The sequence below is a fragment of the Micromonospora sp. NPDC005299 genome (assembly GCF_042872345.1).
Taxonomy (GTDB): Bacteria; Actinomycetota; Actinomycetes; order Mycobacteriales; family Micromonosporaceae; genus Micromonospora.
Genome location: NZ_JBIAKG010000002.1, coordinates 285,388 through 299,147, shown reverse-complemented (window position 1 = coordinate 299,147; position 13,760 = coordinate 285,388). Strand labels below are relative to the sequence as shown.

At 74.2% G+C, this 13,760-nt stretch carries 17 protein-coding genes and 1 pseudogene; 11 read left to right on the top strand and 7 right to left on the bottom strand.

The window, feature by feature from the left end; genetic code table 11:
- Nucleotides 1-20: 20 nt before the first annotated feature.
- Together ACFYPD_RS06755 and ACFYPD_RS06750 are read left to right on the top strand one after the other, a co-directional pair.
- Entirely contained in the window at nt 21-791 is a 771-nt protein-coding gene (locus tag ACFYPD_RS06755) for a hypothetical protein (protein WP_387109791.1), read from the top strand.
- Between the two features lie 83 nt (nt 792-874).
- The gene (locus ACFYPD_RS06750) at nt 875-1,882 is read left to right on the top strand and encodes a LacI family DNA-binding transcriptional regulator (protein ID WP_387109790.1); all 1,008 of its coding nucleotides are present in this window, start codon (nt 875-877) and stop codon (nt 1,880-1,882) included.
- A gap of 6 nt (nt 1,883-1,888) precedes the next feature.
- Here the strand turns inward: ACFYPD_RS06750 and ACFYPD_RS06745 are convergent, their stop codons facing one another.
- Entirely contained in the window at nt 1,889-2,395 is a 507-nt protein-coding gene (locus ACFYPD_RS06745; protein WP_387109788.1) for a substrate-binding domain-containing protein, read from the bottom strand.
- Between the two features lie 294 nt (nt 2,396-2,689).
- On the opposite strand from ACFYPD_RS06745, the pseudogene ACFYPD_RS06740 reads away from it, so the two are divergent.
- The 6 genes and pseudogenes from ACFYPD_RS06740 to ACFYPD_RS06715 form a co-directional block, all read left to right on the top strand.
- Nucleotides 2,690-2,887: pseudogene (locus ACFYPD_RS06740) on the top strand (glucuronate isomerase); the annotation flags it as partial.
- Nucleotides 2,884-4,185 carry an enolase C-terminal domain-like protein gene (locus tag ACFYPD_RS06735; protein ID WP_387109786.1) on the top strand — a complete coding sequence of 434 codons (1,302 nt, stop codon included), beginning with the start codon at nt 2,884-2,886 and terminating at the stop codon, nt 4,183-4,185. The pseudogene ACFYPD_RS06740 and the gene ACFYPD_RS06735, both read left to right, overlap by 4 nt.
- The gene (locus tag ACFYPD_RS06730; RefSeq protein WP_387109784.1) at nt 4,182-4,538 is read left to right on the top strand and encodes a hypothetical protein; all 357 of its coding nucleotides are present in this window, start codon (nt 4,182-4,184) and stop codon (nt 4,536-4,538) included. Before ACFYPD_RS06735 ends, ACFYPD_RS06730 begins: the two co-directional genes overlap by 4 nt.
- The gene (locus tag ACFYPD_RS06725) at nt 4,535-5,761 is read left to right on the top strand and encodes a Gfo/Idh/MocA family protein (protein WP_387109782.1); all 1,227 of its coding nucleotides are present in this window, start codon (nt 4,535-4,537) and stop codon (nt 5,759-5,761) included. Before ACFYPD_RS06730 ends, ACFYPD_RS06725 begins: the two co-directional genes overlap by 4 nt.
- A 96-nt stretch (nt 5,762-5,857) precedes the next feature.
- On the top strand, nt 5,858-6,238 hold the full coding sequence (locus ACFYPD_RS06720) for a hypothetical protein (protein ID WP_387109780.1): 381 nt from the start codon (nt 5,858-5,860) through the stop codon (nt 6,236-6,238).
- On the top strand, nt 6,235-6,435 hold the full coding sequence (locus tag ACFYPD_RS06715) for a hypothetical protein (RefSeq protein ID WP_387109778.1): 201 nt from the start codon (nt 6,235-6,237) through the stop codon (nt 6,433-6,435). Before ACFYPD_RS06720 ends, ACFYPD_RS06715 begins: the two co-directional genes overlap by 4 nt.
- Nucleotides 6,436-6,495: 60 nt before the next feature.
- Here the strand turns inward: ACFYPD_RS06715 and ACFYPD_RS06710 are convergent, their stop codons facing one another.
- Complete coding sequence (locus ACFYPD_RS06710) at nt 6,496-7,131, bottom strand: DedA family protein (protein WP_387109776.1); 636 nt, start codon at nt 7,129-7,131, stop codon at nt 6,496-6,498.
- A gap of 182 nt (nt 7,132-7,313) precedes the next feature.
- Here ACFYPD_RS06710 and ACFYPD_RS06705 point away from each other — a divergent pair, with 182 nt between their 5' ends.
- Both ACFYPD_RS06705 and ACFYPD_RS06700 read left to right on the top strand, forming a co-directional pair.
- Nucleotides 7,314-7,757, top strand: a complete 444-nt coding sequence (locus ACFYPD_RS06705) for an ATP-binding protein (RefSeq protein ID WP_387109774.1) — start codon at nt 7,314-7,316, stop codon at nt 7,755-7,757.
- 64 nt (nt 7,758-7,821) lie between these two features.
- The gene (locus ACFYPD_RS06700; protein ID WP_387109773.1) at nt 7,822-8,541 is read left to right on the top strand and encodes an HD domain-containing protein; all 720 of its coding nucleotides are present in this window, start codon (nt 7,822-7,824) and stop codon (nt 8,539-8,541) included.
- A 57-nt stretch (nt 8,542-8,598) separates the two neighbouring features.
- On the opposite strand, the gene ACFYPD_RS06695 is transcribed toward ACFYPD_RS06700, so the two are convergent.
- The 5 genes from ACFYPD_RS06695 to ACFYPD_RS06675 all read right to left on the bottom strand — a co-directional run bounded on the left by ACFYPD_RS06695 (nt 8,599) and on the right by ACFYPD_RS06675 (nt 13,237).
- A complete protein-coding gene (locus ACFYPD_RS06695) occupies nt 8,599-9,030 on the bottom strand; it encodes a barstar family protein (protein WP_387109771.1) in 432 nt (143 codons plus the stop codon).
- 61 nt (nt 9,031-9,091) lie between these two features.
- The gene (locus tag ACFYPD_RS06690; protein WP_387110592.1) at nt 9,092-9,463 is read right to left on the bottom strand and encodes a ribonuclease domain-containing protein; all 372 of its coding nucleotides are present in this window, start codon (nt 9,461-9,463) and stop codon (nt 9,092-9,094) included.
- A 259-nt stretch (nt 9,464-9,722) separates the two neighbouring features.
- Nucleotides 9,723-9,995, bottom strand: a complete 273-nt coding sequence (locus ACFYPD_RS06685; RefSeq protein WP_387109770.1) for a hypothetical protein — start codon at nt 9,993-9,995, stop codon at nt 9,723-9,725.
- On the bottom strand, nt 9,895-12,822 hold the full coding sequence (locus ACFYPD_RS06680; protein WP_387109769.1) for a M36 family metallopeptidase: 2,928 nt from the start codon (nt 12,820-12,822) through the stop codon (nt 9,895-9,897). The genes ACFYPD_RS06685 and ACFYPD_RS06680 overlap by 101 nt, the downstream gene beginning before the upstream one ends.
- Nucleotides 12,823-12,997: 175 nt before the next feature.
- The gene (locus ACFYPD_RS06675) at nt 12,998-13,237 is read right to left on the bottom strand and encodes a winged helix-turn-helix domain-containing protein (protein ID WP_387109767.1); all 240 of its coding nucleotides are present in this window, start codon (nt 13,235-13,237) and stop codon (nt 12,998-13,000) included.
- A 291-nt stretch (nt 13,238-13,528) separates the two neighbouring features.
- Between ACFYPD_RS06675 and ACFYPD_RS06670 the strand changes: the two genes are divergently transcribed.
- Nucleotides 13,529-13,684 (top strand): hypothetical protein, encoded by a 156-nt coding sequence (locus ACFYPD_RS06670; RefSeq protein ID WP_387109766.1) that lies wholly within the window; start codon nt 13,529-13,531, stop codon nt 13,682-13,684.
- Nucleotides 13,685-13,760 lie beyond the last annotated feature (76 nt).

Here is a 13,760-nt window from a genome sequence, read left to right as displayed (position 1 = left end):
GACCGGCGAGGAGGCGTGACATGGGTGAGCTGCGCAAACCCTTCATGCTGCTGGCGCTGCTCGCCATCGCGCTGGTGGTGGGGCTGGAGCTGGGCGCGGCGGCGCTCACCGGCGGCGGGGACGCCGGCGGCGCGCTGCGGGACAGCGCCGGGCAGCTCGGCGTCGACCTGGGCGACGTCGGCACGGTGACCGCGCCGTCCGGCCGCGGCACCGGTCACCTGGCGCTCATCGACGTGGTGGCGCTCTGGACCACCGGGCTGTTCAGCCTGAGCCTCGTGGTGCCGGACCGGATCCAGGGCCGGGTGCAGGGGGTGGCCACCCTGGTCTTCTCGATCCTGCTGCTGCTCGCGTCGCTGGTCCTGCTGATCGTCGCCTTCGTCGAGCTGACCGTGATGGTGTCGCTGTTCCTGGCCGCGCCGTTCGGCACGCTGGCGTACCTGGCGGTGTGGGGGTTCTTCCCGGTCGGCGACGCGGCCGTGCTGCTCGGCCTGGTGCTGCTGCTCAAGCTGGTCTGGGCGGCGCTGCTGCTGCTCGCCCAGCCGCGCTTCCTGCAGAACAAGGGCCTGGTGCTGCTGGCGCTGACCACCCTGTTGTGCACCGTGGTGCTGGAGTTCCTGCACCAGCTGGTGCCGGGGATCCTGGTCAGCATCACCGACGACCTGGGCGCGGTGGTGTTCGCCGTGGTGGCGCTGATCTGGGCGCTGGTCCTGCTGATCGGCTCCATCCCCGCCATCGTCAAGGCCGTCCGCACCACCGCGACCACCTCCCGCCCCACCGCGCGCTCCCGGTGAGCGCCGCTCCCGCCGATCAGCGAACGGCTTTCCCGGCGGTGCTGCGGTAGCCTCACGGCCACCGGGCTGTGCGAGGGGGTGCGATGGCGACGCTGGCCGACGTCGCCCGCCGGGCGGGCGTCTCCCCCGCGACCGCGTCGCGGGTCATCAACGGCAGCAGCAAGCCGGTCGCCGACGAGCTGCGCGAGCGGGTGCTGAAGGCCGTTGCCGAGCTGCGGTACGTGCCGAACGCGCACGCCCAGCTGCTGGCCCGGCCGCAGCGCAGCGTGGTCGGCGTGCTGGTGCACGACGTCTCCGACCCGTACTTCGCCGAGGTGACCCGGGGGTTGCAACGGGTCGCCACCGAGCGGGGCCGGCTCGTCATCATCTGCAACAGCTACCGCGACCCGGAGCGGGAGGTGGAGTACGTCGACCTGCTCCGCGCCCAGCAGGTCGCCGCGATCGTGCTGGCCGGCTCCGGCTACCACGACCCCACGGTCAACGCCCTGCTCGACGAGCGGCTCGCCGCGTACGCGGCCACCGGCGGGCGGGTCGCGGTGATCGGTCGGCACCGGCACCGGGGCGACGCCGTGCTGCCGGCCAACGAGGAGGGCGCGCGGCTGCTCGGCGCGGAGCTGCGCCGGCTCGGTCACCGGGCGGTCGGCGTGCTCGCCGGCCCGCGGGCCCTCACCACCACCAGCGACCGGCTCGCCGGGCTGGGCGCCGGCCTGGCCGAGCCGCTGCCGGAGGCGCGGATCCGGTACGCGGACTTCACCCGCGACGGCGGTTCCCGGGCGGCGGCGGAACTGCTGGACGCCGTGCCGGGGCTGACCGCGATCGTGGCGTTGAACGACTCGATGGCCGTCGGCGCGCTGAACCTGCTCCGCGCCCGCGGCGTACGGGTGCCGGCGGAGGTCTCCGTGGTCGGCTTCGACGACATGCCGATCGCCGCCGACGTGACGCCGGCGCTGACCACGGTCCGGCTGCCGCTGGCCGAGCTCGGGGCCCGCGCCATGACGCTGGCCTTGGAGGCGCCCGGCGTCCGGGACCGGGTGGAGACCCTTCCCGCCGACCTGGTCCGCCGGGACAGCCTCGGCCCGGCCACGGCCTGACCGGCCTCAGCCCTGCCCGGCCGCGAGGGCGGCGAGGCGGGGAAGCTGGCGCGGGTCGGACAGCGCCGACCCGACCCCGGCGGCTGCGGTCGGCGTGGCCACCGTCGTCAACTTGGGTCGGGTCAGCCGGTCCAGCGCGATGTCGTCGACGCCGACGACGCTGACGTCCTGCGGGACCCGGAGTCCGAGCGCGTCGAGCCCTTCGATCAGGCCGATCGCCATGAGGTCGTTGTAGGCGAGCACGGCGGTGACGCCGTTGCGGCGGACCTGGTCGGCCACCGCGCCGCCGCCGATCTCGGTGGGCTGGTTGGGGCCCAGCACGGTCAGCTCGGCACGCCCGGTCCGGGCGGCGGTTCCGGCCGCCCGGCGGATCTCCCGGTTGGTCCAGGAGCCGCGCGGGCCGCCGAGCAGCGCGATCCGCCGATGGCCCAGGCCGAGCAGGTGCCGCCAATTAATGCAAACGGTTGTTCCGGTGTCAACGTCATGGATCGATTGCGGAACCGCTCCCAGCACCCCTATTTTCGCCATCAAAGCGGATCTAAGTAACGGGATTGCCATCGATCGTTGACGCGGTCTTCCCCGGCGTGGTTTCTTCGCTGCAAACCTTTGCAGCTCTCCGGGGAGGCCGACGCATGTCACCACCCGCCCGGGAACGGGTCCGGCACGCTGGACACCGGTGCCCCCGTCCGCATCGCCGACCTGCTCACCCTCCCCTGACCGAGGAGTCACGCCCTCGTGCCGACCGTCTCCCGCAGCGATCTGCTCCTGCCCGCCGATCCCGGCAGCGCGCCCTCGCCCGCGAGCTGTACGCCTTGGTTCGTCGACGACACCTGCGCGTTCTACTTTTTTCCGGTCCGGCACGACGTGGCCCGCCGGGTCGACGCCGGCTTCCTGGCCCGCCTCGTCGCCGAGCACCGGCTGCCCGCCGACGAGGCCGCCGAAACCATCGTGGACCTGGCGTACCGCCTGCCGAAGCGGGTCTTCACGTTCGAGGAGAGCTCATGACCACCATCACCGACGTCCACGTGCACGACGTCCGGTTCCCCACCGCCGCCAGCGGCGACGGCTCGGACGCGATCAACCGGGGCGACTACTCGGCCACGTACGTCGAGTTGACCACCGACGGCGGCCCCACCGGCGCCGGGTTCACCTTCACCAACGGCCGGGGCAACGAGATCACCTGCGCCGCCGTGCGGGCCCTGGCCCACCACGTCCGCGGGCGGACCGTCGCGGAGATCGCCGCCGAGCCGGTGGCGTTCTGGCGCTCGCTCACCGCCGACGTGCAGTTGCGCTGGCTCGGCCCCGAGAAGGGCGTCATCCACATGGCGGCCGGTGCGCTGGTCAACGCCGTCTGGGACCTGCGCGCCAAGCTGGCCGGCAAGCCGATGTGGCGGTTCCTGGCCGAACTCCCCACCGACGACCTGGTGGCCACCGTCGACTTCCACCACATCACCGACGCGCTCACGCCCGACGAGGCCGCGACCATCCTCGACAAGGGACGCGACGGGCTCGCCGACCGCCTCGCGCAGCTGGAGCGGGACGGCTTCCCCTCGTACACCACCTCGGTCGGCTGGCTCGGCTACCCGGACGACAAGGTCCGGGCGCTGACCCGCGCCGCGTACGCCGACGGCTGGCGGGCCATGAAGATGAAGGTCGGCGGCCCGCTCGACGACGACCTGCGCCGGGCCCGGGTCATCCGCGCCGAGATCGGCCCGGACGCGCTGCTCATGATGGACGCCAACCAGGTCTGGGACGTCGACCAGGCGATCACCGCGATGACCGCGCTGGCCGAGGTCGACCCGTACTGGATCGAGGAGCCGACGCACGCCGACGACGTGCTCGGCCACGCCCGGATCGCCCGCGCGGTCGCCGAGCTGACCGGCGGCCGGTGCCGGGTCGCCACCGGCGAGGTGGCCGCCAACCGGGTGATCTTCAAGCAGCTGCTCCAGGCCGAGGCGATCGGCGTCATGCAGGTCGACGCCTGCCGGGTCGGCGGGGTCGACGAGGTCCTCGCCGAGCTGCTCATGGCGGCGAAGTTCGGCGTGCCGGTCTGCCCGCACGCCGGGGGCGTCGGCCTCTGCGAGTACGTCCAGCACCTGGCGATCTTCGACTTCCTCCGGGTCGGCGCCAGCCTGGACGGGCGCATGGTCGAGTACGTGGACCACCTGCACGAGCACTTCACCGACCCGGTCCGCACCCGCGGCGGCCGTTACCTGCTGCCCACCGCCCCCGGCTACAGCAGCACCATGAGACCCGAGTCGATCGCCGAGTTCCGCTTCCCGGACGGACCGGCGTGGCGGTGACCCTCGGGACCGAACGCCTCGGCCTGGCCACCCTGCGCCGGCTGCCCGTCGATTGCCGGCCGCTACTGCGCCCGGGCACCGTCCCGGCCGGCGTCGTCCACCTCGGACTGGGCGCGATCCGCCGCGCCCATCAGGCCGTGCACACCGAGGCGGCGATCGGCGCGGCCGGCGGGGACTGGGGCATCGTCGGGGTCGCCCCACGCAGCACCGCCGTGGTCGACGCGCTCTTCGCGCTGCGCGAGGTCTTCCCCGCCGACCCGGCCGCCGACGACGAGGTCCGGGCCGACGTGACCGGCTGGCTGAGCACCCTCGAACGGCACGGCGTCCGGGCCACCCTGGCCGGTGCGGCATGACCGGCCTCGGCGCCGCGCGGCGCGGCGAGGCCGGAGCGGGTCCGGGGCACCCGCCCACGGTGGCGCTGGTCGGGGCGAACGGGCACGGCCGCTGGCACCGCCGGGCCATCGCCCCGCTGCACGCGACCGGCCGGGCGCGCCTGGCCGGCCTGGTCGACGTCCACCCGCTGGAGGACGAACCGGCCGCCCCCGTCCCGCCCGAGGCGGGGATCTTCACCGACCACCGGGCCATGCTGGCCGCCGTCCGCCCCGACGTGGTGGTGGTCTGCACCCCGCCGCACACCCACCTGCCGATCGCCCTCGACGCCCTCGCGGCCGGGGCGGACCTGCTGCTGGAGAAGCCGCCGGTGCTCGACCTGGCCGAACACCGGCGCCTCGCCGCGGCGGCGGAGGACGCCGGCCGGGCCGTGCAGGTCGGGTTCCAGGCGCTCGGCTCGGCGGCCCTGGCCGCGCTGACCGCCGCGCTGGCCGCCGGGCGGCTCGGCACGGTCACGGCCGTCGCCACCGTGGCGTCCTGGCGGCGGCCCGACGCCTACTACGCCCGCTCCCCGTGGGCCGGCCGGCGGAGCCTCGAAGGCCGGCCGGCGCTCGACGGGGCCCTGGCCAACCCCCTCGCCCACGCGGTGATGCAGTGCCTCGCCGTCGCCGAGGAGGTGACCGGCGAGCCGGTCCGGCCGGCCCGGATCGAGGTGGAGCGCTACCGGGTGCGGCCCATCGAGGTGGACGACACCGCGGTGCTGCGGGTGACGCCGCGGACCGGCCCGCCGGTGCTGGCCGCGGTCACCCTGGCCGGCGAGGAGCACATCGCCGGCGAGGTGCACGTCACCGGCGACCGGGGCCGGGCCGTGCTGGAGTACCCGACCGACCAGCTGCGGCTGCCCGGCGACCCGGCGCTGCGCGAGGTGCCCGGGCGGCGCGGGCTGCTGGAGAACCTGCTCGACCACCGGGCCGCGGGCGTCCCGCTGATCGCGCCGCTGGCGCGTACCGCGCCGTTCACGGCGATCGTGGCGGCGCTGCGGGACGCGCCGGAGCCGACCCTGCTCGGTGGCCCGCTGGTCCGCGCCGAGGGCGACGGGCCACAGCGGGTGCGGGTGATCCGGGGCGTCGACGCGGTGCTGCGCCGGGCCGCCGCGTCGGGCGCGCTGCCGTCGGAGTCGGGCGTGCCGTGGGCGGTCCCGCCCTACCAGATCGGGCTGTCCGACGGGGAGGCGTCGCAACGGTAGTGCAAACCCCGGCAGGGCCGGGTCCGGGCGTTCCGGACAGAAGCCCGCCTATCCCGCCGCTGTCGGCCGGGGCAATACCTCGGCTCGAACAAGACCGTGATCGGCGTCGGCGTCGGCGCCGGCTCCGGCCTGACCGGCTGCGGCCTCAACCTGCGCGACGCCCGCAACATCGTCGTCCGCAACCTGAGGATCGCCAAGGTACGCGCCGGCGTCGGCAACGGCGACGCCATCCACCTGGACAACTCCACCAACGTCTGGATCGACCACAACGACCTGTCCAGCGACACCACCAGCGGCACTGACTACTACGACGGGCTGCTCGACGTCACCCACGGGTCGAACTTCGTCACCGTCTCCTGGAACCGGCTGCACGACCACGTGAAGTGCTCCCTGGTCGGGCACAGCGACGGCGCTACGGCATCGCCACCACCTGCGGCGCCGGGGCGCTGGTCGAGGGGAACTCCTTCGAGAACATGACCGACCCGACGCACGTCGGCGAGGGCTCCTCACCGGCGGGCAACCTGGTCGAGCGGAACAACCTCTACGTCAACTCGGGCGCGCCGCAGACCGCCGGCAGCGTGGCCGCGGTCCCGTACGCGTACACGCTCGACGCGGCGAGCACGGTGAAGGCCACCGTGACCGCGGGGGCCGGCACCGGGAAGATCAGCGGCTGATCCGGCATCGTCGCCGGGCCGGCGCTCCCCGCTCGTCGGGTGCGCCGGCCCGGCCGGCGATCAGCGGGGCTCGGCGCTGTCCGCCCGTTCGCGGCGGGCGGCCCGCCGGGCCCGGACCAGCCGCACCGCCACCACCAGCACCACCAGGGCGAGCAGCGCCTCGCCGCCCCAGCCGAGCCGCCGCTCCAGCAGTCGGAACGACGCCCCGGCCAGGTAGCCGAGCAGCGCCACGGTCACCGCCCAGAGCGCGCCGCCGGCCAGGTTCGCGACGGTGAACGCGCGGCGCGGGATGCCGCTCATCCCGGCCAGCCCGGGAACCAGGGCGCGCAGCGCCGCCGCCCACCGGCCGAGCACCACGGCGGCCGAGCCCCGGCGGCGGATCAGCTCGAGCGCCCGCGCCAGCTCCCCGGAGCGGACGAACCGCTGCGGCACGCGCGCCAGCAGGCGCCGGCCGTACCGGCGGCCCACCAGGTAGCCGACCTGGTCGCCGACGGCCGCGCCGACGACCGCCGCGAGGATCACCGCCCAGAGCGGCAGCCGCCCCTCGTGGGCGAGCACCCCGCCGACCAGCACGGCGATCTCCCCCGGCACGAGCAGCCCGAGGAAGGTCGAGGCCTCCAGCGCCGGCAGCAGGAACACAAGGGCCAGCACCAGCGCGGGCGGCAGCGCCACCAGCACATCCAGCACCCGGTCCACCCGCCGATTGTGACCCGCGAGCGGGCGGCGCCGCGCCGGCTCCGGTGGCACCGGACACACGGCCGGAAGGAACCGCCGGGTCGAGGAATACCGGCGGGCCCGACCGGGGACAATGACGGACAGGACGGGACGGTGACGGCGAGCGCCCACGCCCGGCGGGCGCGCGGAACGGGGGGCCGGACGTGGAGGGTGGGACAGCCGCCGGGCTGGTGCCGGGCGACGACCCGGCCGGGACGGCCCCGGTGTTCACCGTCGACCTGCCCGCCGACCCGGCGCGGCTGGCCCCCACCCGCGAGCGGCTGCGGGGCTGGCTGCACGCCCACGGGATGAGCGACTGGGACGTCGAGACGGTGCTGATCGCCACCGGCGAGGCCTGCGCCAACGCCATCGAGCACGGCTACCGCTTCGCGCCGGAGGGGATCACCACGCTCCGCGCCGAGCTGCGCGACGACCATCTGGTGATCGAGGTACGCGACCGCGGCGGCTGGCGGGCGGACGCGGGCGGGGACGACACCGACCGGGGCCGGGGACGGCTGATCATGACCCGGATGATGGACGAGGCGAGCATCGTCGGCACCCCGGACGGCACCACGGTCCGTCTCGTCAAGCGGCTGACCGCGCGCTGACCGTCACGGTCGGGAGGCCGACGGGGGACGCCCGTTCCTGGTGAAGATCAGCTATAAGGGACGCATGGATTTCCCGGCGTACCTGGCGACCATGCCGATGCACGCGATCACCGAGATCCACGGCGAGCCGGGCCTCCTGGCCCGCTTCCGGCTGGAGGTCGAGGCGTTCGACGAACCCGCCCGGGAGCGGCTCACCGCCGCCCTCGACCTCGCCGCCGAGCTGCACCGCGACGACCGGCGCGTGCGCGAGCCGTACCTGAACCACCTGCTCCGGGTGGCCATCCGGATGATGCACCACTACCAGGTGCGGGACGTGGACGTGATCGTCGCGGGCCTCCTGCACGACGCCGTGGAGGACCACCCGGCGGAGCTGGCCGGCCCGGACGCTGCCGGCGATCCGACGCCGGCGGCGCTGGCCGCTCTGGCCGCGCGGTTCGGCCCGCGGGTCGCCCGGCTCGTCGGCGCGGTCACCAACCCGGCGTACGACCCGGGGCGCGACCGGCACGTCCAGTACCGGGAGCACGTGGCGGCGAGCCTCGACCGGGAGCCCTGGGCCCGGGTGATCAAGGTGTCGGACTTCACCGACAACGGGGTGGGCGTGATCCACACGGTCGGCCCGAAGGTGGCCCGCTCGGCGGCAAAGCACCGGCCGCTGGTGCCGGTCTTCCGCGACCTCATCGCCCGGCCGGACACGCCGCTGTCGCCGCCGGTGAAACGGCACATCTTCGCCCAGCTCGACCTGGCCGAGGAGCGGTTCAGCGCCATCCTCGACCAGCCGAACTGACCGGCGGCCCCGCTCAGCCGGCGTCCCGTCAGCCGGCGCTAGCTTGCCGGCGTCCGGTCAGCCGGCGTCCGGCGGTGGGGCGCCGACCCGGCCGCCCAGGGCGGCGGTGATCCGGGCCCGCAGCGCGGGCAGCCGGTCGGGGTGGTCACGCAGCACGACGCGCAGTGACCGGTGGCCGCCGGCGGCGACCCCGCCGAGCACGTCGAGCAGGGTGCCGAGCTGGGCGGGCGGCTCGTCGGCGAGCAGGTCCGCCGCGTCCCGCACGACGAGGGTCAGCGGTCCGGCGTCGAGCCGGTCGGCCAGCACGTCAGCGAGGGCGTCCCAGTTGCGCCCGAACCAGGCGGGCAGGGGCAGGGCGTCGGTCAGCGCCTCGTACAGGCCGGCCCGGGTCCGGGCGGCCGTCCCGGCGACCGGGACCCCGGCCGGCTCGGGCTCCGGCCCGGCGTCGAGGACGAGCCAGGCCGGCGGGTGCGGGGACGCTGCGCCCATCGGTCGATCCTTTCCGGTCGACGCGGGTCGGGCCCGCCGGCCCGACCCGCCCCGACGCCTGTCAGAGCCGGTAGAAGTTGGCGTAGTGGTCGGGCGAGAACCAGGTCGCCCCGGTGCTCTTGTTGACCACGATCCGGTACGCGTCCCGGGCCGCGTTGCAGGCGCGCGGGTAGACGTCGTACTCGTAGTAGGTGGCGGTGGTGGGGAGTTGCCCCTCGTAGTTGTAGAACCGGCCGCCGGCGAAGTTGCACAGGCCGCCGCTCCAGGAGTACCAGCCGCGGCTGGTGGGGAAGCTCTTGGCGGACCAGCCCGAGCGCGCGGTGCGGGCGTCCGCGCAGCGGGTCATCGTGCAGGAGCTGTAGACGGCCGCCTGGGCCGGCTCGGCGAGCCGGGTGGAGGCCGCCGGCGGGCCGACGAGCGCGGCGGCGACCATGGCGGTGAGCAGGGCGCACGCGCCGAGAGCCCGGCGTACGCGGGCGCCGGTGGAGCGGAGCGAGGTCGCGAGCGTGGTCAAGGGATCCTCCCCGAACTGGGCGACTATATCGATCGGTGTCGTTGTCCGATCGCGCCCAGTCTGGCGGTGATCCTGACCGACGTACAGCCCCACCCGGCAACCGTGCCCCGAATGCCGGGTGAACGCTCGATGATCGACCGTGGCCGGGGGCCCCCGCCGGTCCGCCCGGCCCGGCCGGTCAGCAGCCGATCCGGGTGGCGCCCAGCGCCACGTCGTCGAACCAGAGCGTGTCGGCCGCGCCGCCGTACCTCTCCCAGCCGATCTTAAGGTCGCCCGCCGATGAATGTAGTGATGCCTGACGATGCCTGGCAAGGGGTGCGGGCGGGCGCCACCCGCCCGCACCCCCTCGCCTACTGGGCGAACGCCTGGAACTCGGCGATCCGCACGTTCTGCGCCTGCGGGCTGGCGGTGGCGCAGTCGGTCGCCGCCCGCGGATCGGCGTCCTGCTCACCGGCGTAGTCCGGCGCGCCGGTGCACTGGTTGGTCAGCACCTCGACCCGCAGGTGGGTGGCCTTGGTCCGCGGGATGTCGAAGGACCGGACGATCAGCTCCGGGGCCCGCGGCCGGGGCGCCACCGACGGGAAGGCGTCCGCCGGGCTGGTGTAGACGGCCCGGTAGTCCGCCGCGTCGGCACAGCTCACGCCGTCCCCCGCCGTGCAGGCGAGGACCCGGAACTGGCGTAGCGCGGAGAACCGGCTCTGCGTGCCGGCGTCCGCGTCGCCCGCCACCGGCGGGCGCAGCATCGCGCTGACCTGCACCCGGCGGACCTGCTGCGTACCACCGGCCAGGTCGACGGTGACCTGCCGGCCGGCGACCGGCGCGCCCAGCGAGGCCCAGTTGGTGGCCTCGTCGTCATCGGCGATCTGCGCCAGGTTGATCCCGTCCCCGCCGACCGTCGCGCCGGCGGCGGTCGAGGCGAGGTTGCGGCGCAGCTTGACCGGCAGGTCGCGGACCTGGCCGGCCTTCACGGTCACCGGGCCGACCCGGACGTGCCCGTAGCCCGGCGCCCGGGCCACGAACTCGTACGTGCCCGGAACGAGGCGTACCTCGTCGGTCAGCGGGGTGGCCCCGTCGGTGTCCGCGACCGGCACGGCGCGCGCCTGGTAGCGGCCGACGAACAGCTGCGCCCCCGGCACGACCTCGTCGTCCACCGGCCGGAAGCGCAAGACCGCCTCGTTCGCGTACGGGGAGGTGAAGCCGGGCGTCGGGTTGACGTCGGCGTTGCCCGTGCTGGCGGCGGTCTCACCGAGACCCCGGGCGGCGAAGGCGTTCCAGAGCAGATCCTGGTTGGCCCCGCCGAAGCGGATCCGGTCCGCGGCGAGCATCGCGTCCCGGGCGTCGACCATGCTGACCTGGCTGACCGCCATCAGCAGGAACGAGTCGAAGACCAGCTGGATCCAGCGCCGGTTGCCCGGGCAGGCGGTCACCGGCGTCGCCCCGTCGGCGCAGGACTTCTGCAGGGCCGCGTCGCCCGCGCCGTACCGGGCCATCATGGCCGCCCGGATGTCGGCGTTGGTCGCGCTCCAGACCTCACCGGAGGCGTGCACCTGGAGGCCGACGAAGTCGTAGTCGATCGCGCTGTAGTTGAGCGGGCTGTCGCTCATGTTGTAGTTGCGGATGCCCGCGTTCGGGTCGCCGGTGGTGTACTCACCGATGGTGAAGCCCTTCCGGCCCGGCGCCGCGTACCCGTGCTCGTAGAGGTACTCCATGGCGAGCTGGTCCGACCAGCTCTCGCTCATCCCCTGCGGTGAGCTGACCCCGGCGTTCGGCCCGGCGATCATGCGGCCGCTGACGGCGTGACCGTACTCGTGGGCGATGACCGACATGTCGAAGTCGCCGTCGACGCAGGGCGCGTAGAACGAGCCGGCGCTCGGCTGCCACAGGTACATGTTGGTGGTCGGGGCGACGCCGTCCGGCGGGGTGATCTGGTTGGCGTTGTTGCGGGCCGCGAAGGTCGGCGGGCCGCCGCTGACGCCGCCGGCCTGCGCGTTGCCCTGCTCCGGGTCGTTGCCCAGCCCGCTGCCGCCGAGGTTGTCCCGCTGCATGTTCCAGGTCGCCTCGGTGAAGCCCAGGTGGTACGACCAGTCGTGCATCCGGTTGTGCATGGCGAACAGGTTCGCCCGCGCCGCGTCGATGTCGTTGGCCTGCGGCGAGGTGAAGGTGTCCGGGCTGCACTTCTGCTCGTACCACTGGTTGGTCCAGGGATACGCGTACGTCCGGTCCGGGCGCGGCGTGGCCGTCTCGGTGCCCACGCTGAACGGGTCGTTGCTGAACCAGTTCTGCACGGCGATCGCGTTGTTGCCCTTCGTCGTGGTGGTGGACGCGCCGGTTGCCGGGTCCACGTCCCACGCGGGGTGCCCGGGCACGCCGACCACCTCGTCGCAGCCTGCCGCCGGTCCGGCGCACCAGCGCACCCGGGTGTCGGTGGAGGACTTGTCGACTGACGGGGAATTCGGGAAGACCTCCCACGACGGGTTGTCCACGTCGTGGTCGACCAGGTCCTCGCGGACCAGCACGCTGCCGTCGCGGGCGTCCACGTAGGTGGCGAAGGCCGCCGGGTCCGCGCCGGTGACGTCCGCGCCGAGAACCACCTCGTACGCCGCCCGCGGCCCCCGGTCCGCGGTCGGCACCGCGACCAGCGAGGTACGCAGGAACGTCGGCCCGGTCAGGCCGGCGTCGGTCGCCGCGGCCCGCCGTGCCTGGTCGGCGCTGATCGTGGCCGGGGCGGGCGTCCCGCCGTCGCGGGCCAGGGACGAGCTGACGTGCCAGACCACCCCGTCGCGGACGCCGACGGCCAGCATGCCGTCGACCGCGGCGGGCAGGTCGCCGAAGCGCTGCCGGAACAGCACGGTGGCGCCGTCCCCCATCGGCGCGACGGTCAGCTGCTCCAGCGCGGCGGCGCCCTCGGCGGTCAGCCCCAGCACGTCCCGGTTCGCGGCCACGTACGCCCGTGCCGCGGCGGCCGGGTCGGCGGGCAGGCCGGTGGCGAGCGGCCGGTCCGTCGAGGTGAGCATGGCGGGCGTACCGAAGTCGGTCCAGCGGACCCGGGCGCCGAGCGCCGCGGCCCGGTCCTGCTGACGGTCGGTCGGTGCCGTCCGTCCCTTCCGGTTGTCCTTGGCCTTGCTGTCGTGGCTGTCGCCCGGCAGGTGGCCGGGCGGCGCCTGGGTCGGAATCTCGTTGCGGGGTGCCGCCTGGCCGCCAGCTCCTGCGGTCAGGACCAGCCCGGCCGCGAGTAGCAGCGCGGTGGCCCCCGTCGTCGCACGCGATGGTGTGCGCACGGTCCCTCCTTCGTCGAACGGCGATGTCCGTCCTGCCATCCGACCAGCTCATCAGGACTGTCGACACCGGCCGAACATCCACAGATTGCGCTATGTCAATGCATGTGGATGCAGATGCGGGGCAGTTGGCCGGCCGCCTTCGATACCGTCGGCCACCCGTCACGCCGCCGGACCGTCAGGGTTCGCGCATCCAGGTCTTCGGATCGGTCACGAAGACGCCCTTGCCCTGCTGGCGCCGGATCACCCGAAGAGCTTCGAGACGGGCATACGCCATCTGTACGGTCCCGTGGCTGACCGCGTAGCGGTCACGCAGCTCGGCAATCGAGGGCAACTTGTCCCCCGGCTTCAGCTTCCTGGACCTGACGTCGGCGATTACATCATCGGCGATGCGCCAGTAATCCGGCACTTCTCGCATGGCTCTCCTCGCGTGGCGATCCGATTCGATCACACCGCGGCGCGCCTAACAAGCAGCGTTGACTCTTCTGACATGTCTAGATATGTTGAATCTGAGCCGGTCCTCGCGTGGCAACGAGTTCCGCTCATCCCCCGGTCGGGGCGGGTGCGCTTGCCCGTCCCGACCCACCGGACTGCTCCGCCGTCGTGTCGCTGAACGCAAGCTGCGGCGGCGGAGCGGGTGGGCCGCCCCCGGCCGGCATGAGGACGGCCCGCCCTTCCAGATCCACCGTCTACCCCGGAAAGGACCGTCGTGGCCCAGGTATATCGATCCGGCCAGCTCCACGGGACCGGCCTCCCCGCCCGGTTGACCGCGCACGAGGCGCGGATCCGCGTGTTCGACCCACGCCGCCGGGGCGTCGACCCCGATCAGGTGCGCGAGTTCCAGCCCTGGTCGCCGACGAGCTGAGCGAGCTCCACCGGTGGATACGTCTGCTCGGCGAGGAGAACGGCCGGCTCCGGCGGGCGTTGCACGACTGGCAGGC